General features: G+C 69.7%; 22 protein-coding genes. 6 read left to right on the forward strand and 16 right to left on the reverse strand.

Features of this window, described 5'->3' with window-relative positions; translation table 11 throughout:
- Positions 1–5 precede the first annotated feature (5 nt).
- From AWC18_RS14925 to hisD, 6 genes are read right to left on the reverse strand one after another with little or no spacing between them, the layout of a single operon-like run.
- Positions 6–821, reverse strand: coding sequence for an inositol monophosphatase family protein (locus tag AWC18_RS14925; protein ID WP_064996179.1), 816 nt, complete (start codon positions 819–821; stop codon positions 6–8).
- A gap of 7 nt (positions 822–828) precedes the next feature.
- Complete coding sequence (priA, locus tag AWC18_RS14930; protein WP_085139265.1) at positions 829–1,569, reverse strand: bifunctional 1-(5-phosphoribosyl)-5-((5-phosphoribosylamino)methylideneamino)imidazole-4-carboxamide isomerase/phosphoribosylanthranilate isomerase PriA; 741 nt, start codon at positions 1,567–1,569, stop codon at positions 829–831.
- Between the two features lie 20 nt (positions 1,570–1,589).
- Positions 1,590–2,213 carry an imidazole glycerol phosphate synthase subunit HisH gene (gene hisH / locus AWC18_RS14935; protein ID WP_085139229.1) on the reverse strand — a complete coding sequence of 208 codons (624 nt, stop codon included), beginning with the start codon at positions 2,211–2,213 and terminating at the stop codon, positions 1,590–1,592.
- The gene (hisB, locus tag AWC18_RS14940; RefSeq protein ID WP_046301192.1) at positions 2,210–2,818 is read right to left on the reverse strand and encodes an imidazoleglycerol-phosphate dehydratase HisB; all 609 of its coding nucleotides are present in this window, start codon (positions 2,816–2,818) and stop codon (positions 2,210–2,212) included. The genes hisH and hisB overlap by 4 nt, the downstream gene beginning before the upstream one ends.
- Positions 2,815–3,963 (reverse strand): histidinol-phosphate transaminase, encoded by a 1,149-nt coding sequence (locus AWC18_RS14945; RefSeq protein ID WP_085139230.1) that lies wholly within the window; start codon positions 3,961–3,963, stop codon positions 2,815–2,817. Before AWC18_RS14945 ends, hisB begins: the two co-directional genes overlap by 4 nt.
- A complete protein-coding gene (gene hisD / locus AWC18_RS14950; RefSeq protein WP_085139231.1) occupies positions 3,960–5,306 on the reverse strand; it encodes a histidinol dehydrogenase in 1,347 nt (448 codons plus the stop codon). The genes AWC18_RS14945 and hisD overlap by 4 nt, the downstream gene beginning before the upstream one ends.
- A 130-nt stretch (positions 5,307–5,436) precedes the next feature.
- Between hisD and AWC18_RS14955 the strand changes: the two genes are divergently transcribed.
- Positions 5,437–5,847 carry a nitroreductase family deazaflavin-dependent oxidoreductase gene (locus AWC18_RS14955; protein WP_085139266.1) on the forward strand — a complete coding sequence of 137 codons (411 nt, stop codon included), beginning with the start codon at positions 5,437–5,439 and terminating at the stop codon, positions 5,845–5,847.
- Positions 5,848–5,854: 7 nt separating this feature from the next.
- Here the strand turns inward: AWC18_RS14955 and nadC are convergent, their stop codons facing one another.
- The 3 genes from nadC to nadA are packed head-to-tail and all read right to left on the reverse strand — an operon-like array spanning position 5,855 to position 9,344.
- A complete protein-coding gene (nadC, locus tag AWC18_RS14960; protein ID WP_085139232.1) occupies positions 5,855–6,709 on the reverse strand; it encodes a carboxylating nicotinate-nucleotide diphosphorylase in 855 nt (284 codons plus the stop codon).
- Complete coding sequence (locus tag AWC18_RS14965; RefSeq protein WP_085139233.1) at positions 6,709–8,295, reverse strand: L-aspartate oxidase; 1,587 nt, start codon at positions 8,293–8,295, stop codon at positions 6,709–6,711. The genes nadC and AWC18_RS14965 overlap by 1 nt, the downstream gene beginning before the upstream one ends.
- Positions 8,292–9,344 carry a quinolinate synthase NadA gene (gene nadA, locus AWC18_RS14970; RefSeq protein WP_085139234.1) on the reverse strand — a complete coding sequence of 351 codons (1,053 nt, stop codon included), beginning with the start codon at positions 9,342–9,344 and terminating at the stop codon, positions 8,292–8,294. The genes AWC18_RS14965 and nadA overlap by 4 nt, the downstream gene beginning before the upstream one ends.
- A 45-nt stretch (positions 9,345–9,389) precedes the next feature.
- On the opposite strand from nadA, the gene AWC18_RS14975 reads away from it, so the two are divergent.
- Both AWC18_RS14975 and AWC18_RS14980 read left to right on the forward strand, forming a co-directional pair.
- Positions 9,390–10,082 (forward strand): NUDIX hydrolase, encoded by a 693-nt coding sequence (locus tag AWC18_RS14975; RefSeq protein ID WP_085139235.1) that lies wholly within the window; start codon positions 9,390–9,392, stop codon positions 10,080–10,082.
- Between the two features lie 42 nt (positions 10,083–10,124).
- Entirely contained in the window at positions 10,125–11,462 is a 1,338-nt protein-coding gene (locus AWC18_RS14980; RefSeq protein WP_085139236.1) for a lipase family protein, read from the forward strand.
- On the opposite strand, the gene AWC18_RS14985 is transcribed toward AWC18_RS14980, so the two are convergent.
- From AWC18_RS14985 to bioB, 3 genes are read right to left on the reverse strand one after another with little or no spacing between them, the layout of a single operon-like run.
- On the reverse strand, positions 11,428–12,060 hold the full coding sequence (locus AWC18_RS14985; protein WP_420093346.1) for a DUF2567 domain-containing protein: 633 nt from the start codon (positions 12,058–12,060) through the stop codon (positions 11,428–11,430). The two genes, AWC18_RS14980 and AWC18_RS14985, sit on opposite strands and share 35 nt — an antisense overlap.
- Positions 12,057–12,296, reverse strand: a complete 240-nt coding sequence (gene bsaP / locus AWC18_RS14990; RefSeq protein WP_234784321.1) for a biotin synthase auxiliary protein BsaP — start codon at positions 12,294–12,296, stop codon at positions 12,057–12,059. Before bsaP ends, AWC18_RS14985 begins: the two co-directional genes overlap by 4 nt.
- Positions 12,296–13,294, reverse strand: a complete 999-nt coding sequence (gene bioB, locus AWC18_RS14995) for a biotin synthase BioB (protein ID WP_076048485.1) — start codon at positions 13,292–13,294, stop codon at positions 12,296–12,298. Before bioB ends, bsaP begins: the two co-directional genes overlap by 1 nt.
- Before the next feature lie 101 nt (positions 13,295–13,395).
- On the opposite strand from bioB, the gene AWC18_RS15000 reads away from it, so the two are divergent.
- Complete coding sequence (locus AWC18_RS15000) at positions 13,396–13,995, forward strand: TetR/AcrR family transcriptional regulator C-terminal domain-containing protein (RefSeq protein WP_085139237.1); 600 nt, start codon at positions 13,396–13,398, stop codon at positions 13,993–13,995.
- On the opposite strand, the gene AWC18_RS15005 is transcribed toward AWC18_RS15000, so the two are convergent.
- The 4 genes from AWC18_RS15005 to bioA are packed head-to-tail and all read right to left on the reverse strand — an operon-like array spanning position 13,992 to position 17,666.
- A complete protein-coding gene (locus AWC18_RS15005; RefSeq protein WP_085139238.1) occupies positions 13,992–14,495 on the reverse strand; it encodes a 2'-5' RNA ligase family protein in 504 nt (167 codons plus the stop codon). The genes AWC18_RS15000 and AWC18_RS15005 overlap by 4 nt on opposite strands.
- 2 nt (positions 14,496–14,497) lie before the next feature.
- A complete protein-coding gene (gene bioD, locus AWC18_RS15010) occupies positions 14,498–15,178 on the reverse strand; it encodes a dethiobiotin synthase (protein WP_064999195.1) in 681 nt (226 codons plus the stop codon).
- Positions 15,175–16,332, reverse strand: a complete 1,158-nt coding sequence (bioF, locus tag AWC18_RS15015; protein ID WP_064999194.1) for an 8-amino-7-oxononanoate synthase — start codon at positions 16,330–16,332, stop codon at positions 15,175–15,177. The genes bioD and bioF overlap by 4 nt, the downstream gene beginning before the upstream one ends.
- Before the next feature lie 41 nt (positions 16,333–16,373).
- Complete coding sequence (gene bioA / locus AWC18_RS15020) at positions 16,374–17,666, reverse strand: adenosylmethionine--8-amino-7-oxononanoate transaminase (RefSeq protein ID WP_085139239.1); 1,293 nt, start codon at positions 17,664–17,666, stop codon at positions 16,374–16,376.
- Positions 17,667–17,821: 155 nt separating this feature from the next.
- On the opposite strand from bioA, the gene ripD reads away from it, so the two are divergent.
- Positions 17,822–18,457 carry an NlpC/P60 family peptidoglycan-binding protein RipD gene (gene ripD, locus AWC18_RS15025; RefSeq protein WP_064999192.1) on the forward strand — a complete coding sequence of 212 codons (636 nt, stop codon included), beginning with the start codon at positions 17,822–17,824 and terminating at the stop codon, positions 18,455–18,457.
- Between the two features lie 73 nt (positions 18,458–18,530).
- A complete protein-coding gene (gene sucT / locus AWC18_RS15030; protein ID WP_208858374.1) occupies positions 18,531–20,741 on the forward strand; it encodes an acetyltransferase SucT in 2,211 nt (736 codons plus the stop codon).
- Positions 20,742–20,749 lie beyond the last annotated feature (8 nt).

Consider the following 20,749-nt stretch of genomic DNA (forward strand, 5'->3'; position numbering starts at 1 on the left):
CCATATCAGTAGTCCCCCGGTGCGCCGACTCGCTTGAGGATGTCGAGAATCTGCTCGTGCGCCCCCGGTGCGGCGACCAGCGCCCCCGTCGAGTGGGCGGTCCACGGTGCGCCGGCCAGGTCGGTGACGACGCCACCGGCCGCACGCACCATGGCCACACCGGCGGCGTGGTCCCAGATGTGGTCGCCGAAACTGATCGCACCACCGAGAGTTCCGTCGGCGACGTATGCCAGGTCGATTCCGGTGGCGCCGTGCATCCGCATCCGCGAGGTCACCCGGGTCAGGCCTTCGAACACCGCAAGCCGGTAGCGGCCGGGGAACCGGCCCCGCCACTCCACGTTGAAGGTGCCGATGCCGACCAACGAGTGGGCCAAGTCCACGGGCTGCAGTGGCGGCTGGGTCACCCCGTTGCGGATCAGCGGGCCGCCGGCGACCGCGGTGTAACGCTGGCCGACGAACGGCAGCCAGGTCAACCCGGCGACCGGTTCGCCGTCGCGCAGCAGTCCCAGCAGGATGGCGGACATCGGCGATCCGGCGGCGTAGTTGAAGGTCCCGTCGATGGGGTCGAGCACCCACACCAGAGGTGAATCGATCGGGGGCCCGCCGAACTCCTCGCCGTGCACCCCGATTCCGGTCTCCGCCACCAATGCCTCGGTGATCTGGCGTTCCAAGGCGAGGTCGACCTCGGTGGCGAAGTCGTTGGCGCCCTTGCGGACCGCGGAGTCGGCGCGGTGGCCGGCCAGGAAAGGCTCGGCGGCGACATCGAGGATCTTCGACGCCGCTGCGACCAGCGCGTCGAGATCCGCGGTGTCCAGCGCCATGTCGGAACTAGCCCCGCACCGTGGACAGCGCCTCGGGCAGCGTGAAGCGACCCGCGTAGAGGGCCTTGCCCACGATGGCGCCCTCGACGCCGCGACCGACCAGTGTGGCGATGGCCCGCAGGTCGTCCAGGCTCGACACTCCCCCGGAGGCGATCACCGGGGCGTCGGTGCGGTCGGCGACGGCGCCGAGCAGCTCCAGGTTGGGGCCGCCGAGTGTGCCGTCCTTGGTCACATCGGTGACCACGTAGCGTGAACAGCCTTCTCGGTCAAGACGTTCCAGAACCGGCCAGAGGTCACCGCCGTCGGTCTCCCAGCCACGGCCCCGCAGCCGGTGGATGCCCTCGGGGTGACTGGGATCGATCTGCACGTCCAGCCCGACCGCGATCTTCTCGCCGTGTTCGGCGATCGCCCGGGCGCACCACTGCGGGTTCTCCAGGGCCGCTGTGCCCAGGTTCACCCGGGCGCAGCCGGTGGCCAACGCCGCCGCCAGCGACTCGCCGTCGCGGATGCCACCGGAGAGTTCGACCTTCACGTCAAGGCGCCCAACGACATCGGCAAGCAGTTCGCGGTTGGATCCGCGCCCGAACGCGGCGTCCAGGTCGACCAGATGGATCCACTCCGCCCCGTCGCGCTGCCAGCCCAGAGCGGCATCCAGCGCCGAACCGTATTCGGTCTCGCTGCCGGCCTTGCCCTGTACCAGGCGTACCGCACGGCCGTCGACCACGTCGACCGCCGGCAGCAGAACCAACGCGTTGTTCACAGCAGTGCTCACAGTGCCTCCACCCAGTTACTCAACAGTGTCGCCCCGGCATCCCCACTCTTTTCGGGGTGAAACTGGGTGGCGGCCAACGGCCCATCCTCGACAGCCGCCACGAACGGTACCTGATGGGTCGCCCAGGTCACCAAAGCCTCCGGACGGCCCTCCCACCGCTGTGCGGCATAGGAGTGCACGAAGTAGAACCGGGTGTCGGCGTCCAGACCTGCGAACAGGGTGCTGCCGGGCGCGGCATCGACGAGGTTCCATCCCATGTGCGGGATCACCGGGGCGTCCAGCCGGGTGACCGCCCCCGGCCACTGGCCGCAACCGGCGGTGTCCACCCCGAACTCGACTCCGTGGGCGAACAGAATCTGCATCCCGACACAGACGCCGAGCACCGGCCGGCCGGCCTGCACGCGTTCGGCGATGATCTTGTCGCCGTTGACGTTGCGCAGCCCGGCCATGCACGCCGCGTACGCCCCGACCCCGGGCACCAGCAGACCGTCGGCGGCGGCGGCGGCACCGGCGTCGGCGGTCACCTCCACCTGGGCGCCGACCCGCTGCAGGGCCCGTTGAGCGGAACGCAGGTTACCCGAACCGTAGTCCAGGATCACCACTGTGGGAGAGCTGCTCACAAGGCTCCTTTGGTGGAAGGCACACCGGTCACCCGGGGGTCGGGCTCCACTGCCTGGCGCAGTGCACGCGCGACCGCCTTGTACTGGGCCTCGGTGATGTGGTGCGGGTCGCGCCCGTAGAGCACCCGCACATGCAGGGCGATGCGTGCGTTCGACGCCAGCGTCTCGAACACGTGCCGGTTGATCACCGTGTGATAGGGCGCCTGTGTGCCGGCGATCGTGGTGTGCGCCAGGTGATCCGGTTCCCCGGTGTGCACGCAGTACGGTCGGCCGGACACATCGACGGCGGCGTGGGCCAGCGTCTCGTCCATCGGGATGAACGCGTCACCGAATCGCCGAATGCCCTTCTTGTCGCCGAGCGCCTCGCCCAACGCCTGCCCGAGCACGATCGCGGTGTCCTCGACGGTGTGGTGGGCCTCGATCTCGACGTCGCCGCGCGCGCGCACCGTCAGATCGAAGCTGGCGTGACTGCCCAGGGCGGTCAGCATGTGATCGAAGAACGGCACGCCGGTCTCGATGTCGACGATGCCGGTGCCGTCCAGGTCGAGTTCGACGGTGATGTCGGATTCGCGGGTGGCGCGTTGCACCCTGGCGCGGCGGGTCATGATGCTCCTAATGAGGGTTGGGCGAGTTCGGTGGCCGCCAGCTCCCGGCTGGCGGCGAGCAGTGCGTCGTTCTCCTCCGGAAGCCCGGTGGTGGCCCGCAGGTAGCCGGGGATGCCGACATCGCGGATGAGAATGCCGGCGTCCAGATAACGCTGCCACGTTGCGGGGGCGTCGGCGAACTGACCGAACAGCACGAAGTTGGCATCGCTGGGAATGACCCGAAATCCCATGGCCGACAGCTCAGTTGAGACGCGGTCCCGTTCGGAGATCAACTGTGCGACGCTGCCGAGGGTGTCATCGGCATGCCGGAGCGCGGCGCGCGCGCCTTCCTGGGTGAGCACCGACAGGTGATACGGAAGACGGACCAGCAACATCGCGTCGATCACCGCCGGGGCCGCGATCAGGTAGCCGAGCCGGCCGCCGGCGAACGCGAACGCCTTGCTCATCGTGCGGCTGACGATCAGCTTCGCCGGGTAGTCCGCGATCAGCGCGATCGCGCTGAGCTGCGACGAGAACTCGCCGTAAGCCTCATCGACGATCACGATCCCCGGCGCGGCATCGAGCAGGCTCCGCAGGTCCGCGAGCGCAATGCTCTGCCCCGACGGGTTGTTCGGCGATGCGACGAACACCACATCGGGGTGGTGCTCGGCGATGGCGGCGCGAGCCACCTCGACGTCGAGCCCGAAATCGGCGGCCCGATTGGCGGCCAGCCACCGCGTCTGGGTGCCGTCGGAGATGATCGGGTGCATCGAGTAGGACGGCACGAATCCGAGCGCGCTGCGGCCCGGGCCGCCGAAGGCCTGCAACAACTGTTGCAGGATCTCGTTGGAGCCGTTGGCCGCCCACACGTTGTCCGGCCCCACCTCGACGCCGGTCTGGGAACTCAGATAGGCGGCCAGGTCGGTGCGCAGTGCCACCGCGTCGCGATCGGGATAGCGGTGCAGCTGTGCTGCGGCCGCACGCACCGAGCGCGCCACGTCGTCGATGAGCGCCGCGCTCGGGGGGTGCGGGTTCTCGTTGGTGTTGAGCCGCACCGGAACCTCCAGTTGCGGTGCACCGTAGGGCGACTTGCCCCGCAGGTCGTCGCGCAGTGGCAGGTCGGCCAGGGTGATCTGCGCGCCCGGCCGGGCCGTGGTGCCGCTCACTGCTCGAACCTCCGTCGGACTGCTTCGCCGTGTGAGGGCAGATCTTCGGCGGTGGCCAGTGCGATCACGTGCGCGCTGACATCTTTCAGGGCCGCCTCGGTGTACTCGACGACGTGGATGCCGCGCAGGAAAGTCTGCACCGACAGTCCGCTGGAGTGCCGCGCACTGCCCGCGGTGGGCAGCACGTGGTTGGAACCGGCGCAGTAGTCGCCGAGGCTGACTGGCGCGTATGGGCCGACGAAAATCGCACCGGCGGAACGGATCCGAGAAGCCACAGCGGCGGCATCGGCGGTCTGGATCTCGAGGTGCTCGGCGGCGTAGGCGTTGACCACGCGGATACCGGCGTCCAGGTCGTCGACCAGGACGATCGCCGACTGCGGACCCGAGAGCGCGGTGGTGACCCGCTCGCGGTGCACCGTGGTCTGCAACTGGGCGGTCACCTCGCGGTCGGTGGCATCGGCCAGTTCGGGGCTGGTGGTGACCAGCACGCTGGCCGCCATTTCGTCATGCTCGGCCTGACTGATGAGATCGGCGGCTAGGTGCGCCGGCTGCGCGGTGTGGTCGGCGAGGATCGCGATCTCGGTGGGTCCGGCCTCGGCGTCGATCCCCACCTGCGAGCGGCACAACCGCTTGGCGGCGGTGACGTAGATATTGCCGGGCCCGGTGACCATGTCGACCGGCGCCAGCTCGGCCCCATCGGTGTCGGTGCCGCCGTAGGCCAACAACGCCACCGCCTGCGCACCGCCCACCGCCCAGACCTCGTCGACGCCGAGCAACCGGGCCGCGGCCAGGATCGTCGGGTGCGGCAGACCGTCGAAGGCGGCCTGGGGCGGGCTGGCGATCACCAGGGACTCGACACCGGCGATCTGGGCCGGAACGACGTTCATCACCACGCTGGACGGGTAGACCGCGTTGCCGCCGGGCACATACAGGCCCACCCGCTCGACGGGAAGCCAGCGCTCGGTGACGGTGGCGCCCGGGGCCAGCGCGGTGGTGGTGTCGGTGCGCCGCTGATCGGAGTGGACCGCCCGGGCGCGGCTGATCGCAACTTCCAGGGCGGCACGGACGGCGGGGTCCAGTTCGGCCAGCGCGCGCGCCAATGCCGCATCCGGCACCCGGATCGCGGTCGGTCGTACCCGGTCGAACGATTCGCCGTACTCCAGGGCGGCGGCCGCCCCACGTTCGGCGACCGCCTCGACGATCGGGCGCACCCGCGGCAGGACCGCCTCGACGTCCACACCGCCGCGCGGCAGGGCGCCGCGCAGCTGGGCCTTGGACAGGTCCGACTGTTCGGTGCCGCGCAGGTCGATGCGTGCCATCAGGCCGGTGTTCACGCTCTCCATTGTCCCAGAGGGCCCAAGTCAATTTCGCAGCGCCGGGATCACCGCTCGCGGCTAGGGTGGTGTGCAGTGTGACATCGGCGAACATCGATCGCCGTCAGTCGCGTCACCTCCCATGACGAACGGAGTTGCCATGGCGTCCGATCAGGGTTCCGCGGAGCCGTCCACGCTGCCGGCGGTGTTTCCGGCGTGGCTGGATCGCCTGCAGATCAAGTACGTGAACCCGGTGGTCAAGCCGCTGTCGAAGTTCATTCCCGGCACATCGGTGATCACCCATCGGGGGCGCAAGTCCGGCAAGCCCTACGAGACGGTGGTCACCACCTACCGCAAAGACAACATGCTCGCGATCGCGCTCGGACACGGCAAGACCGACTGGGTCAAGAACGTCCTGGCCGCCGGCGAGGCCGACGTCCGGCTGTCGCGCAGGCAGCTGCACGTGGTCAATCCGCGGATCCTGCCCGCCGGGTCGAATGACTCGTCGCTGCCGTTGTTGCTGCGGGTGCAGAACCGCAAGGTGGCGGTGCTCGTCACCGATATCGCCTGAGATCGGGCTACATGTCCAGGCCGATGTCGAGCACCCGCACCGAATGGGTGAGGCCGCCCACGGCCAGGTAGTCGACTCCGGTGGCCGCATAGGCGCCCGCACAGTCCAGGGTGAGCCCCCCGGACGACTCCAGCAGTACCCCGGGGGCGCGGGCGTCGCGGCGCTGTACCGCCATCTGGGTCTGCCAGACCTCGAAGTTGTCCAGCAGCACCAGCTCAGGGCCCTCGGCGAGCACCTCGTCGAACTGCTCGAGCGAATCCACTTCGACCTCGCAGGGCACGTCCGGCGCTGCCGCACGCACTGCCCGCAGCGCTGCTGCCACAGAGCCCGCGGCGGCCACATGGTTGTCCTTGATCAGGGCGGCGTCGCCCAGCCCCATCCGGTGATTGACCCCGCCGCCGACGCGCACCGCGTACTTCTGCAGCACCCGCAGGCCCGGCAGCGTCTTGCGGGTGTCGCGGATGCGCGCCGACGTGCCGTCCACCGCGTCGACCCAGGCCGCGGTGGCCGTGGCGATCCCGGACAGATGGCACACCAGGTTGAGCATGGTGCGTTCGGCGGTCAGCAGGCCGCGGGTGTCGGCCTTGAGGCTCAACACGGGTGCGCCGGCCGAAAGCCGGTCCCCGTCGGCCACCCGGTCCAGCACCTGGTAGCCGTCGGCTCCCAGGACCTCGTCGAGCACCAGCAGGGCCAGATCGACCCCGGCGATCACCCCGGGCACCCGAGTGACCATGGCCGCTTCGGCGGTCACCCCGGCGGGGACCGTGGCAGCGGTGGTGACGTCGGGCCCGTAGCGCAGATCTTCGTCGAGCGCGCGGGCGATGACCTGGCGCGCCTCGGCGAGTTCGGTGTCGGACAGCATCACGATGCGACTCCCGCGGGTGTTTCGAGCGCGACAACTCCGTCGCGCAGCCGGATGGTGGAACTGCGGGCCTGACCGGGGTCGGTGGCCGGGTAGTCGGCGCGATGGTGGCAGCCCCGGCTTTCGGTGCGAGCCGCCGCCGCAACCGCGATGACCCGGGCGGCCAAGGTCAGTGCGGCGTCCTCGACACCGGCCCGGTCGGCGAGCCGGCGTGAACCGGCGCCGGCCAGCAGCTCCTGCAGCCGGGCCAGACCGTGCGCGTCGCGGACCACCGAGGCGTTGCTCGACATCGCGTCCTGCAGCAGCTGTCGGTCCAGCACCGCGCGGTGCACGGGTTCGGACACCGCGGCGTCGGCATGGCCCACTGATGCCGCGTGCGCCGAGGCGGCGGCGCCCGCGCGGTCACCGACCACCAGACCCTCCAGCAGGCTGTTGGAGGCCAACCGGTTGGCACCGTGCATGCCGGTTCGGGCCACCTCCCCCGCGGCGAACAGCCCCGGCAGCTCGGTGCGGCCGGTGACGTCGGTGATCACCCCACCGCAGCTGTAATGCGCGCCCGGAACCACCGGAATCGTTTGGCGCACCGGGTCGATTCCGGCATCGCGGCAGGCCGCGGTGACGGTCGGGAAGCGTTCTGCGAAGCCGTCGATCCCGCGCGCGTCGAGATAGGCGCACTGGTCGCCGGATTCGCGCAGGCGCGCGTCGATGGCCCCCGCCACCACATCGCGCGGAGCCAGATCGCCCATCGGATGCACCCCGTCGGTGATCGACGCGCCACGGGCATCGATCAGCTTGGCGCCTTCCCCACGCACCGCCTCGGTGATCAGCGGCCTGCGTCCGCCGGTCGCGCTGCCGTTGGATCCGGAGAACAGCATGGTCGGATGGAACTGGATGAATTCCAGGTCGCCGACCGCGACGCCGGCCCAGAGCGCCAGGGCCACCCCATCACCGGTCGCGCCACCGGGGTTGGTGGTCGCCCGGTACAGGTGGCCGAGGCCGCCGGTCGCCAGCACCACCGACGGGGCGTGGATCACGCCGATTCCGTCGGCGTTGGCCACCAGTACTCCGGTGACGCGCTCGGCGTCGCGCAGGATCTGCAGCACCATCTGGCCGCAGCGCACATCGAGTTCGGCCGCGGCCTGGTCCAGCGCACGTTGTACTTCGGCCCCGGTGGCGTCGCCGCCGGCATGAATGATGCGGCGCCGGGAGTGGCCGCCTTCGCGGGTGAGCGCCCAGTTGCCGTCCGAGCCCCGGTCGAACACCGCACCCGCGCCGGCCAGATCGCAGACCGCGCGATAGCTGTCGGCCACGATCGAGGTCACTGCGTCGCGGTCACATAGTCCGCCACCCGCGGCCAGCGTGTCGGCGACGTGGGCCTCCACCGAGTCGTCGTTGCCCGGCAGCACCACCGCGATCCCGCCCTGGGCGTAGTGCGTGGCCGTTGCCGCCGATCCCGCGGCGGACTTGCTGAGCACCACGACTGTGCGCCCGGCACGGTGGGCGGCTCGCGCCGCCGCCAGTCCGCCGACACCCGTGCCGATGACGATGACGTCGGCCCGCTGCTGCCAGCTGGGACCAGCGGTCACTTGCTGACCGGGACGGAGTGTCCGATCGCGATCATCCGCTGCACGCTGCGGGCCGCCAGGCGTGCCGTCTCGGGGTCGACGTGGATTTCGTCGGCTCCCTCGGTCAGGCTGCGCAGCAGGGCCGCCGGAGTGATCATCTTCATGTACTTGCAGGCGGCCTTGCGGTTGACCGCCTCGAAGTCGACCTGCGGCGCAGCCTTGCGCAGCTGGTGGATCATGCCGATCTCGGTGGCGACCAGCACCTTGCGGGCCCCGGTACGCGCCGCCTCCTCGAGCATGCCGCCGGTGGACAGGATCTTGACCTGCTCCTCGGGGAAATGGCCCTCGCCGACCAGGTAGAGCGATGACGTCGCGCAACCGCACTCGGGGTGCACGAACAGTTCGGCGTCGGGGTTGGCGCGCGCCTTCTCGGCGAGCTCGTCGCCGTTGATGGCGGCGTGCACGTGGCACTCGCCGGCCCAGATGTGCAGGTTCTCGCGGCCGGTGACCCGTTTGACGTGTTGGCCCAGGAACTGGTCGGGCAGAAACAGCACCTCGCGGTCCGGGTCGATCGCGTTGACCACATCGACGGCGTTCGAGGAGGTGCAGCAGTAGTCGGTCAGCGCCTTGACCGCCGCGGTGGTGTTCACGTAGGACACCACGACCGCGTCCGGGTATTCGCTGCGCCAGACCTGCAGCTCCTCGGCGGTGATCGAGTCGGCCAGGGAGCAGCCCGCCCGGGTGTCGGGCAGCAGCACCGTCTTGTCCGGAGACAAGATCTTGGCCGTCTCGGCCATGAAGTGCACCCCGCAGAACACGATGGTGTCCTCGTCGGCGGTGGCCGCGACCCGGGCCAGCGCCAGGGAGTCCCCGACGTGGTCGGCAATGTCCTGGATCTCCGGCAGTTGGTAGTTGTGGGCGAGGATCGTCGCGTTGCGTTCCTTCTTGAGCCGGAGAACCTCGGCCACCCACTCCTCGTCGGGTTCGATTCCGCTGTAGCCGGCCGGCGAGTTCACGATGCGGTCGGCCAGGCTGCCTGCCTGAACACCGCGGTCGGTGAGGGTGGTCATGAGTGACTCCTTCTCAAAACAGGTTTTCGACTTACAATCGAAAACATGGTTCATACTAGCACCGCGCATGAAGTGCTCACCGTGGTCTTCCAGGTTGGCGGCCTTGACCAGCGCCGTCCCCGCCTCAACGTGCTGTTGTGGGAACGCGCGCGTGAACCGCAGTCGGGACGCTGGTCGCTGCCCGGCGGCCTGCTGCGCAACGACGAGGATGTGACGGCGTCGGCTCGGCGCCAGCTGGCCGAAAAGGTCGATCTCCGTGAGATTGCCCACCTTGAGCAGCTCGCTGTGTTCTCCGAACCGGGCCGGGTTCCGGGCGTACGCACCATTGCCTCGACATTTCTGGGCTTGGTGCCCTCCCCCGCCGACCCGGAGCTGCCCAGCGACACGCACTGGCATCCGGTCGATGATCTGCCGCCGATGGCGTTCGACCACGGCCCGATGGTGGCGCACGCCCACAGTCGCCTGGTCGCCAAGATGTCGTATACCAACATTGGATTCGGTTTGGCGCCAACGGAATTCATTCTGTCGACGCTGCGCGACATCTACAGCGTGGTGTTGGGCTACCAAGTCGATGCGACCAATCTTCAGCGAGTGCTGGTTCGCCGCGGGGTGATCACCCGCACCGGTACCACCGCCCGTTCGGGCCGCAGCGGGGGCCGTCCGGCGGCCCGATATCGGTTCACCGACTCCGAGCTTCGAGTCACCGACGAATTCGCCGCCTTGCGGCCTCCCGGGTGAGTCGACTGGATTCTTAATGCCCTCTTAAGCAAGAATGCGGGGATGGACGCCGACAGCCTGGCCCGCGAAACATCTGTCGAGTGGATCGGACAGGCCCCACACCAGACGCTGCAACACGGCGAACGCCCCCTGCACCCGGCTGACGACCCCTTCTACGAGCCGCCGGCGGGTTTCCAGCACGCCGTGCCCGGCACCGTTCTGCGCTCGCGCGACGTTGAACTGGCCTTTTTGGGCCTGATCCCGCAAAAGCTACAGGCCACCCAGCTGCTGTATCGCACTGTCGACCGCAACAACGTCCCGCAGGTCACGGTGACCACCGTGGTGGTGCCCACTGACCGCGATCGGACCCGGGCCTGCCCGATCGTGTCGTATCAGTGCGCCATCGACGCGGTGGACGGCCGGTGCTTCCCGTCGTTCGCGCTGCGCCGCCGCGCCCGGGCACACGGGTCTTTCACCCAGCTCGAGTTCGTGCTGATCGCCGCCATCCTGTCGCAGGGCTGGGCGGTGTCGATCCCCGACCATGAGGGCCGCTTCGGCCACTGGGGGGCGCCGCTCGAGCCCGGCTACCACGTGCTCGACGGGCTGCGGGCCGCGCTGGGCACCGAGCGGCTGGAACTGTCCCCCGAGTCCCCGGTGGGCCTGTGGGGCTATTCCGGCGGCGGTCTGGCCACCGGCTGGGCGGCGGAGGTCTGCGGCGATTACGCCCCCGAACTCAACATCGTGGGTGCGGTGCTCGGGTCGCCGGTGGGTGACCTCGGGCACACGTTCCTCGGGTTGGACGGGACGTTCTTCTCCGGGTTGCCCGCGGTGATGATCGCCACCCTGGCGAAGGTCTACCCCGACCTGCAGAAGGTGATCGACGAGCACGCCACCGCCGAGGGCAAGGCTCTGCTGCGTTCACTGGAATCGATGACGACGCTCGGCGCCATCATGCGGATGCGCCACAAGTCGCTCGAGAATTTCATCGACCAGCCGCTGCAGGACGTGGTGGAACTCCCTGCGGTGCAACACGTCTTCGACGACACCAAGCTTGGCTTCCATGCGCCGAAACCGCCGGTGCTGATGGTGCAGGCCGTTCACGACCAGGTGATTTCAGTCGTGCACATCGACCACTTGGCCGAGGCGTATGAGAACGGCGGCGTGCGGCTGACCTACCATCGCGATCTGCTCAGCGAGCATGCGACGCTGCATCCGCTGTCGGCACCGATGGTGCTGGACTGGTTGGGTGACCGGTTTGCCAACCGGCCGCTGCCGCAGACCCGGACGAGCCGCGCATGGCCCGCGCTGCTGAACCCCAAGACCTACCTCGGGCTGTTGCGCCTGGGTGTGGTCGCCGGCCGGGTCATCACCGGCGGGGCGGTACGACGCCTTCCGCTGTGACGGCCGGCTGCGGTACCCGGCCGGGTTCGGGCGGATAGCCGCCGAGGTCATCACGCGTGCTCCAGGTGGCGCACATGCCATACACCAGCGCCGCGATGGTCGCAGGCAACAGCAGCGAGGCCGCGATCTGTAGCGGCGAGTGCCCGAAGAACACCGGCGGCCCCTCGGCGAAGTAGTACACCCGGTGCTCGGGACTCACCGGTGCGGCGTCGATGTCGACGGAGCCGTAGCGGCGCTGCACCAGGACCGCGCCGGTCAGCAGCGCCAGTGCTGCCCCGGTGCCCAGCCCCGCCGACAGGCCGGCGATCATGCCCGGCCCCCGATGCGCCCGCCACTGCCAGGCCAGGGCGGCGGCCACCACCGCCACCGCGCTCAGCAACCCGAGCAGCAGGGACGGCGCGATGAAGAAGTGTTCGGCTTCGTTGCCCAGATAGGCCTGCACCCGTTCGCCGCTGCGGGTCAGTGCCACCACCCCGTGGATCGGCGGGGCGACCCACGCCCACAGTGCGCCGATCGGCATGCCGGCGACCGTCAGTCCGGCGGCGATGGTCAGGTACGCGCGTCCCCGCGTGATCCGCGGGGCGCCGGGAGGCCTCACCGCTGCGCGTCCAGTTCGGTCGAGTCCACCAGGCCGTGCCGCGAACACTTGGCCCACCAGCCGTCAGGCCGGACCTGCACCGTCATCCGGCGCCCGCAGGAGGCACAGAACCGTGGCGGCTCCAGACCCAACTGGGCCGCGGTGGGCAGCGACGTGCCGGCCGGATCGTCGATCTGCACGCCGGTGTAGACGTTGTAGACACCGGCTCCCACCGGAACGGGCAGGTCGCGAACCATCACAGGGTGGCGTTGAGTGCCTTGATCGGCATCTGCAGGTCGTCGAGAAGTTCCAGGTCGGTCTCGGCCGGCCGGCCCAGGGTGGTCAGGTAGTTGCCGACGATGATGGCGTTGATGCCGCCCAGGATGCCCTGCTTGGCGCCCAAGTCGCCCAGGGTGATCTCCCGGCCGCCCGCGAAACGCAACATGGTGCGCGGCAAGGCCAACCGGAACGCGGCGACAGCCCGCAGCGCGTCGGCGGCCGGCAGCACCTCCAAGTCGCCGAAGGGGGTGCCCGGGCGCGGGTTGAGGAAATTCAGGGGCACCTCGTCGGGGTTCAGCTCAGCCAGGTCCGCGGCGAACTCCGCGCGCTGCTCCAGCGTCTCGCCCATGCCGAGAATGCCGCCGGAGCACACCTCCATGCCGGCATCGGCGACCATGCGCAGCGTGTCCCACCGCTCTTCCCAGGTGTGGGTGGTCACGACATTGGGGAAATGCGATCGGGCGGTCTCCAGGTTGTGGTTGTAGCGGTGCACGCCCATGGCGGCCAGCTGGTCCACCTGGTCCTGGGTCAGCATGCCCAGCGAACAGGCGATCTGGATGTCGACCTCGTTGCGGATCGCCTCGATACCCGCGGCGACCTGCGCCAGCAGCCGCTCATCGGGTCCACGTACCGCAGCGACGATGCAGAACTCGGTGGCACCGGTCTTGGCAGTCTGCTTGGCCGCCTCGACCAGGCTGGGAATGTCCAGCCAAGCGCTGCGCACCGGTGAGGAGAACAGGCCCGACTGCGAGCAGAAGTGGCAATCTTCCGGGCAGCCACCGGTTTTCAGGCTGATGATGCCCTCGACCTCGACCTCCGGGCCGCACCAACGCATCCGCACCTCGTGGGCCAACGCCAACAGCTCATCGAGGCGGTCGTCGGGCAGCTGCAGCACTTCGAGAACCTGATCCCGCCGCAATGCCTCGCCGCGCTCGAGTACCTGTTCCCGGGCCAGCGCCAGGATGTCGTCAGTCATGCGCGCCGCTCCTCCTCATCGCTTCGCTTCTGCATCGTCGCCGCCGCGGGTCACGCGTGCTCCCCTCAAGACTTGAACGGTGTTCAGGTTAGGCTAGCGGGGTGCAGCTGCACAAACCTGACGTGGTCGCCGCGGCGACCACCATCCTGGACGACTACGGCATCGCCGATCTGTCGATGCGCCGACTGGCGCGCGAGCTCAACGTCAGCCCCAGCGCGCTGTATTGGCATTTCGCCAACAAGCAGCAACTGCTGGGTGCGGTAGCCGATCGCGTCTTGGCCCCCGCCTGTGCCGACCCCGGGCCGGGCAGCTGGCAGTGGCGGATCCAGACCGTCGGCGAACGACTGCGCGATGCGCTGCTGTCGCACACCGACGGCGCCGAACTGGTGTCGGCCAGCATGGCGGCCGGCCAGTCCCAGGCGGCTACCGCCATCCTGGCGCTGCTGGCGGAGTCGGCAACGGCCGCGGGTGTGCATCCAGATCAGGCCGGACAGGTCGCCCGCACCGTCGTCTACTACGTCTTGGGGTTCACCGCCGACGAGCAGTCCCGCCTGCAGTGGGATGCCGCCGGGGCCGCCGAGATCACACCCGAGGCGGACCCGAGCAGCGCCTTCGCGTTCGGGCTGGGTCTGCTGATCGACGGGCTCGCGATGCGGGCCGGGCTGGCGGTCGGCGGCCCTTCGCGGTGGCCTGCCGACTAGATCGGATATTCCTTGCCCGCGTTGCCATCCCAACGCCGCAGCCCGACAAACCGACCGCTGATGTCGCCGCGCCCGGCGATGCGCTGAGCCCGGCCCAGCTGGGCCGGGCCGACCCGGCGGGCCAGCGTGGTGTGAGCCGTCCACTGGCCGGGCGAGACGTTGGGCAACGGGCCGGGCACCAGGTGCTCCGCGCACAACCTGTACACCTGCTCGTGCAGCTCCAGCAGTGCCATGGTCGGCACCACCAGCCGTGCCAGTACCCCATGCGAACGGCCGAAGATCAGAGTCGCGCCGAGGGTGCAGTCGATCGGCAGCCGGGCAGCGATCGAGGCCAGCACGTCGTCGACCTGCGGATCGATGCGCTGGGAGACCACCAGAGTGACGTGTGGTCGGGCCGCCGGCGCCTGGCTGGGCACCCCGGCGGCGGCCAGATCAGCCCAGATCCGCCGGACCTCGGATTCGGTGTCGGCGTCGAAGACCAACTCGATCGAGTGCACCATCGCTACCCCGCCAGGGTGCGCACCCAGTCGATGTCGAAGGCGGCGGCACTCATCACGGCGAACTCCGCCTTACCCAGCGCCGCGGCGCCGGCCGGCAGCACGGCACGTACCGGCGCCAGCCGTGCCAGCGCCCCGCGGTTGCTGGCGGCGGCCGGTCCGGGCTGCTCCGGCCAGCTGCCGATCACCAGACCGGCGCACGAGAGACCTTGCCCGGCAAGCGATTCCAGGGTCAATGCGGTGTGGTTGAGAGTGCCCAGTTCGGCGTCGACCACCACCAGCACGGGGGCTTTGAGGTCGACGGCCAGATCACGCAGGGTGACTCCGTCGGCGCCCAGCTCAACCAGCAGGCCACCGGCGCCCTCCACCAGGGTCAGCCGTCCCGGCCGGTCGGCGGCCCGGATCGTCGCCAGCAGGTCGCTGCGGGTCGGCAGGGCCGTCCCGGCCTGCTCGGCCGCGGCCACCGGGGCCAGCGGTGCGGGGTACCGGGCGGCGCCGAAGAGTTCGCTGACCCCCGAGAGCCGCCCGACTTCGGCCAGGTCGTCGTCGCCGTCGGCGGTGCCGGTCTGAACCGGTTTGCACACCGCCACGTCTCGGCCCGCCTGTCGGGCCGCCCCGGCCAGCGCGGCGGTGGCGATCGTCTTGCCCACCCCGGTGCCGGTGCCGGTGATGAACAGCACCGTCATGGCGACACGGCGGGATAGTCGCCCAGCACGTCGCTGAGCACCCGTCGCGCCAGTTCCAGATCGTCGGCGGTCAGCGACGCCCGCGCGGTCAACCGCAGCCGCGAGGTGCCGGCCGGCACGGTGGGCGGGCGGAAGCAGCCCACCCGCACCCCGGCGTCCAGGCATGCGGTGGCGGCGGCCACCGCCACCTCGGCGTCTCCGAGGATGACCGAGACCACCGCGGATTCCGGCTGGTGGCGCAGCCCGCAGACTTCGGCCAGCACGCCGGCGTGCCGCAGTACGTCGGTGGCGCGGGACGGCTCGGCAGCCAGCACATCCAGAGCGGCCGATGCGGCGCCCAGTGCCGCAGGCGCCAGACCGGTGTCGAAGATGAACGTGCGAGCGGCGTCGATGAGGTGGTCGCGAACCTCGACGGGACCCAGCACCGCACCGCCCTGGCTGCCCAGCGCCTTGGACAACGTCGTGGTGATCACCACGTCGGGTGCCCCGGCCAGCCCTACCTCGTGTACCAGCCCGCGGCCGCCGGCGCCGCGCACACCCAGCGCGTGGGCCTCGTCGACGAGCAGCAATGCGCCATAGCGGCGACACACCTCGTGCAGCTCGCGCAGCGGGGCCAGCGCGCCGTCGGTGCTGAACACCGACTCGGTGAGCACTACGGCCCGTTCCTCGGTCCGGCCGGCCAGTGCGGCGGCCACCGCGTCCACGTCACGGTGCCCGGTGACGACGACCCGTGCCCTCGACAGCCGGCAGCCGTCGACCAGAGATGCGTGGCAGTATGCGTCGGAGACCAGCAGTGCCCCCGGCCCGGACAGGCTGACCACGGCGCCCAGGTTGGCGGTGTAGCCCGAGGAGAACACCAGGCCCGCCGGTGCCCCGACGAAGTCGGCCAACTGCTGCTCGAACTGCTGATGCAGTTCGGTGTTGCCGGTCACCAGGCGCGATCCGCCGGCTCCGCCACCCCAGGTCTGCAGCGCCTCGACACCGCCGGCGATCACGGCCGGGTGGGTGGCCAGGCCCAGGTAGTCGTTGGACGCCAGGTCCAGTTCGGCTGCCACGACGGGCCGGGTCCGCAATGAGCGTCGCAGGCCGGCCTGCCGACGCCGCTGCTCCACTTCGGCCAGCCAGGCCAGTGGCGAGACATCGGTGCGGGTCACGCGGCGCTCCCTGTGCGGTCTTGAGACGACTTGAACACCGTTCAGGTTAAGGCATGCACGGCGCCCACCATCGCGCTGCCGATCTTGGCGATCTCCTCGGGGGTGCACACGTAGGGCGGCATCGCGTAGATCAGGTTGCGGAACGGGCGCAGCCACACGCCGCCGGCCAGCGCGGCGTGCGTGGCGACGGCCAGGTCCACCGGCTCGTGGCACTCGATGACTCCGATGGCCCCGCAGATCCGGACATCGGCGACTCCGGGCAGGTCGCGGGCGGGTTGCAGGGCGGTGGTCAACCCGGCTTCGATCGCGCCGACCATCGCGCGCCAGTCCTGGCGCAACAACAGCTCCGTGCTGGCGACCGAGACCGCGCAGGCCAGGGGGTTCGCCATGAACGTCGGCCCGTGCATCAGTGCGCCCGCCTCGCCGGCGCTGATCGTGTGCGCGATCTCGGTGCTGCACAGGGTGGCGGCCAGGCTGAGGTAACCGCCGGTCATGGCCTTGCCGACACACATGATGTCGGGGCTAACGCCGATGTGGTCGGCGGCGAACAGCTCACCGGTGCGGCCGAAGCCGGTGGCGATCTCGTCGAAGATCAGCAGCACGCCGTGGCGGGTGCAGGCATCGCGCAGGTCGGTCAGGTAGCGCGGGTCGTGAAACCGCATACCGCCGGCGCCCTGTACCACCGGTTCCACGACCACGGCCGCCACCTCATCGCGGTGGCGCTCCAGCTGCTCCTCGAACGCGGCGCTGTAGGCCGGGTCGTAGTCGCGCGGCACCTGCGGGGCGAACAGCTGGGCCGCCAAAACGTCGCGCCACAGCGAGTGCATGCCGCCCTCGGGGTCGCAGATGCTCATCGGGGTGAAGGTGTCGCCGTGGTAGCCGCCGCGCCACGTCATCAAGCGGTGTTTGGCGCCGCGGCCGCGGGCGCGCCAGTACTGCAGCGCCATCTTGACCGCGACCTCCACCGACACCGACCCCGAGTCGGAGAAGAACACGGTGTCCAGCCCGGCCGGGGTGATCTCCACCAGCAGCTGGGCCAGCCGTGCGGCGGGTTCGTGGGTCAGGCCGCCGAACATGACGTGGCTCATGGTGCCCAGTTGTGCGGTGAGGGCGGCGTCCAGTTCGGGGTGGCCGTGACCGTGGATCGCCGTCCACCAGGAGCTCATCGCGTCGAGCACGTCGACCGGTCGGTCGCCGAGGGACAGTGTCAGGTAGGCGCCCCGGGCGGACAGCGCCACCGTCGGCGCAGGAGATTCGGCGCCGATCGTGCTGTACGGGTGCCACACGTGTGCGGCGTCGATCGCGCTGATCTGGTCGGGAGTCAACGCGGGCATGCCTGACGACAGTAGTGGTCGGCGGCGTAACCGTTGGGTCACAGGTTGTGCAATTTCTCTTCCGCGGCGGTTGGCGGCCGGTAAACGCCGGTAGTCTCTGTGACAGAAGTGACGAGTGATGCTGCCGTGAATATCGGCCGAAAGGGGTTGTTCTGATGAAACGCGTCTGCGTTACCGCGATCGCATTGGCGGCGGCCCTGGCCCCGGCGCTGAATGCCGCACCTGCCTTCGCCGACCCGCTGGCACAGACCGGCCAGAACCAGCTCATCGAGCGCGTGATCGCACGCGCGCTGTCCCAGCGCGGCGTGCCGTTCGTCTACGGCGGCGGCGACGTCAACGGGCCCACCAACAGTGCGCGGGCCCGGGCGGCCACCACCCGCAGCTCGCTGAGCGACATCGGCCGCGCCGGACTCCCCGGCACCCCCAGCAGCCCGTTGCTGCCGGGCAGCGCCACCCCGGGTCTGCCTGGCACCTCGCTGCTGCCCACCGATGACTTCGCCGACACCACCACCGTCGGTTTCGACGCATCCGGCCTGATCCAGTACGCATTCGCCGGCGCCGGGATCAGGATGCCGCGCACCTCCGGCGAGCAGTGCAGCGTTGGCCAGAAGGTCCCGCCCGCCCAGGCTCGCCCCGGCGATCTGCTGTGCTACGGCCCCGGTGGAAGCCAGAGCGTCGCGCTCTACCTCGGCAACAACCAGATGATCGAGGGCACCAGTCCCGCGGTCACGGTGTCGCCCGCTCGCACCACCAACATGGTGCCGTATCTGACCCGCGTGCTGCCCTCCTGAACCGACTCGGAGGGACATCACAGTGCTTGAGAATGCGATTTTGCCAGGCTGTTAGGTAGATTGTCGGGCGATCATGATTGCCCTGTCCCCGCCCCGACCGGCAACAACACCTGTTGCGGAATCCGCATCCGGATCGGTTTCGACCCCAGCGTCGGCCGCCATGATGGGCACCCGCAAGGCGGGCTTCTACCGCCACGACCTCGACGGATTGCGTGGCGTGGCCATCGCGTTGGTGGCGGTGTTCCATGTTTGGTTCGGACGGGTCTCCGGCGGTGTCGACGTCTTCCTGACGCTCTCGGGTTTCTTCTTCGGCGGCAAGCTGCTGCGGGTCGCACTCAACCCGACCTCGTCGCTGTCACCGGTCCCCGACTTGGTCCGGCTGGTCCGCCGCCTGCTGCCTGCCCTGGTGGTGGTGCTGGCCGGCTGCGCGCTGCTGACCATCTGGATCCAGCCGCAGACCCGCTGGGAGACCTACGCCGATCAGAGCCTGGCCAGCCTCGGTTATTACCAGAACTGGGAACTGGCCCGCAGCGCCGCCGACTATCTGCAGGCCGGTGAGGCGGTCAGCCCCCTGCAGCACATCTGGTCGATGTCGGTGCAGGGCCAGTTCTACCTGAGCTTCCTCCTGCTGGTGTTCGGCTTCGCCTACCTGTTCCGGCGGGCGCTGGGCCGGCACCTGCGGGCCGCCTTCATCGTGCTGCTGACGGCGCTGACGGTGGCCTCCTTCTGGTATGCGATCGACTTGCACCAGACCAACCAGTCGCTGGCCTATTACAACAGCTTCGCCCGGGCCTGGGAGCTGTTGGTCGGCGCGCTGATCGGCGCGCTGGTCCCCTATATCCGCTGGCCCATGTGGCTGCGCACCGTGGTGGCCACGGTGGCACTGGCGGCGATCCTGAGCTGCGGGGCGCTGATCGAGGGCGTGCGGGAGTTCCCCGGACCGTGGGCGCTGGTGCCGGTGGGTGCCACGGTGGCGTTCATCCTGGCCGGGGCCAACCGGCAGGCGCGCCCGAGTACCAGCGCCGGCCTGCCCTGGCCCAACCGGTGGCTGGCGGCGGCACCGCTGGTGACGCTCGGCTCGATGGCCTACTCGCTGTACCTGTGGCATTGGCCGCTGCTGATCTTCTGGCTGTCCTACAGCGGGAATCGGGATGCCGGCCTGCTGGACGGGGCGGTGATCCTGCTGATCTCCACGGGGTTGGCCTACCTGACCATGCGGTTCGTCGAGGATCCGCTGCGCTCGCGCAAACCGGCCGCCGCCGCCTCGGCGCCGGTGGTGCGGCCGCGGTGGCGCAAACCCGCCGCCGGCTGGTGGCGCCGCCCGACGTCGGTCCTGGGCTCGACCGTGGTGCTGCTCGGCGTCGCCCTGACGGCGACGTCGTTCTCCTGGCGCGAGCACGTCACCGTGCAGCGCGCCAGCGGTACCGAACTGGTCAAGCTCAGCAAGGACGACTACCCCGGGGCCCGTGCGCTGCTGAAGCACCGCCGGGTGCCCAAGTTGCGGATGCGCCCCACCATCCTGGAGGCCAAGAAAGATCTGCCGCGCTCCACCCGGGAGGGCTGCATCAGCACCTTTACCAATCCGGCGCTGATCAACTGCACCTACGGCGACCCGGAGGCCACCCGGACCGTGGCGCTGGCCGGCGGATCGCACGCCGAGCACTGGCTTCCCGCACTGGACATCCTCGGCCAGCGGCACCACTTCAAGGTGGTCACCTATCTCAAGATGGGCTGCCCGTTGTCCACCGAGAAGGTGCCGCTGATCATGGGCAGCAACGCCCCCTACCCGCAGTGCTACGAATGGGTGGGCAAGACGATGAAACAGCTGATCGCCGACCGCCCGGACTTCGTATTCACCACCGCCACCCGTCCGTGGAACATCAAGCCCGGCGACGTGATGCCCGGAACCTACATCGGAATCTGGAAAGAGCTGTCGGACAACCACATTCCCATCCTGGGTATCCGAGACACCCCGTGGCTGTTGCACGACGGCATCCCCTACCAGCCGGCGGACTGCCTGGCGTCGGGCGGCGACGCGGATTCGTGCGGCGTCAAGCGATCCGAGGTGCTCGTCGATCGTAACCCCACCCTGGAGTTCGTCGACCGATTCCCGCTGCTCAAGCCGCTGGACCTCTCCGACGCCGTCTGTGACAAGGAGATCTGTCGGGCGGTCGAGGGGAATGTGCTGATCTATCACGACTCTCATCACCTGTCGGCGACCTATGCGCGCACCATGGCCGGAGAACTCGGCCGCCAGATGGGTGCGGCCACCGGCTGGTGGTGACCCCGGAC

The sequence above is a fragment of the Mycolicibacter nonchromogenicus genome, assembly GCF_002101775.1.
GTDB lineage: Bacteria > Actinomycetota > Actinomycetes > Mycobacteriales > Mycobacteriaceae > Mycobacterium > Mycobacterium nonchromogenicum.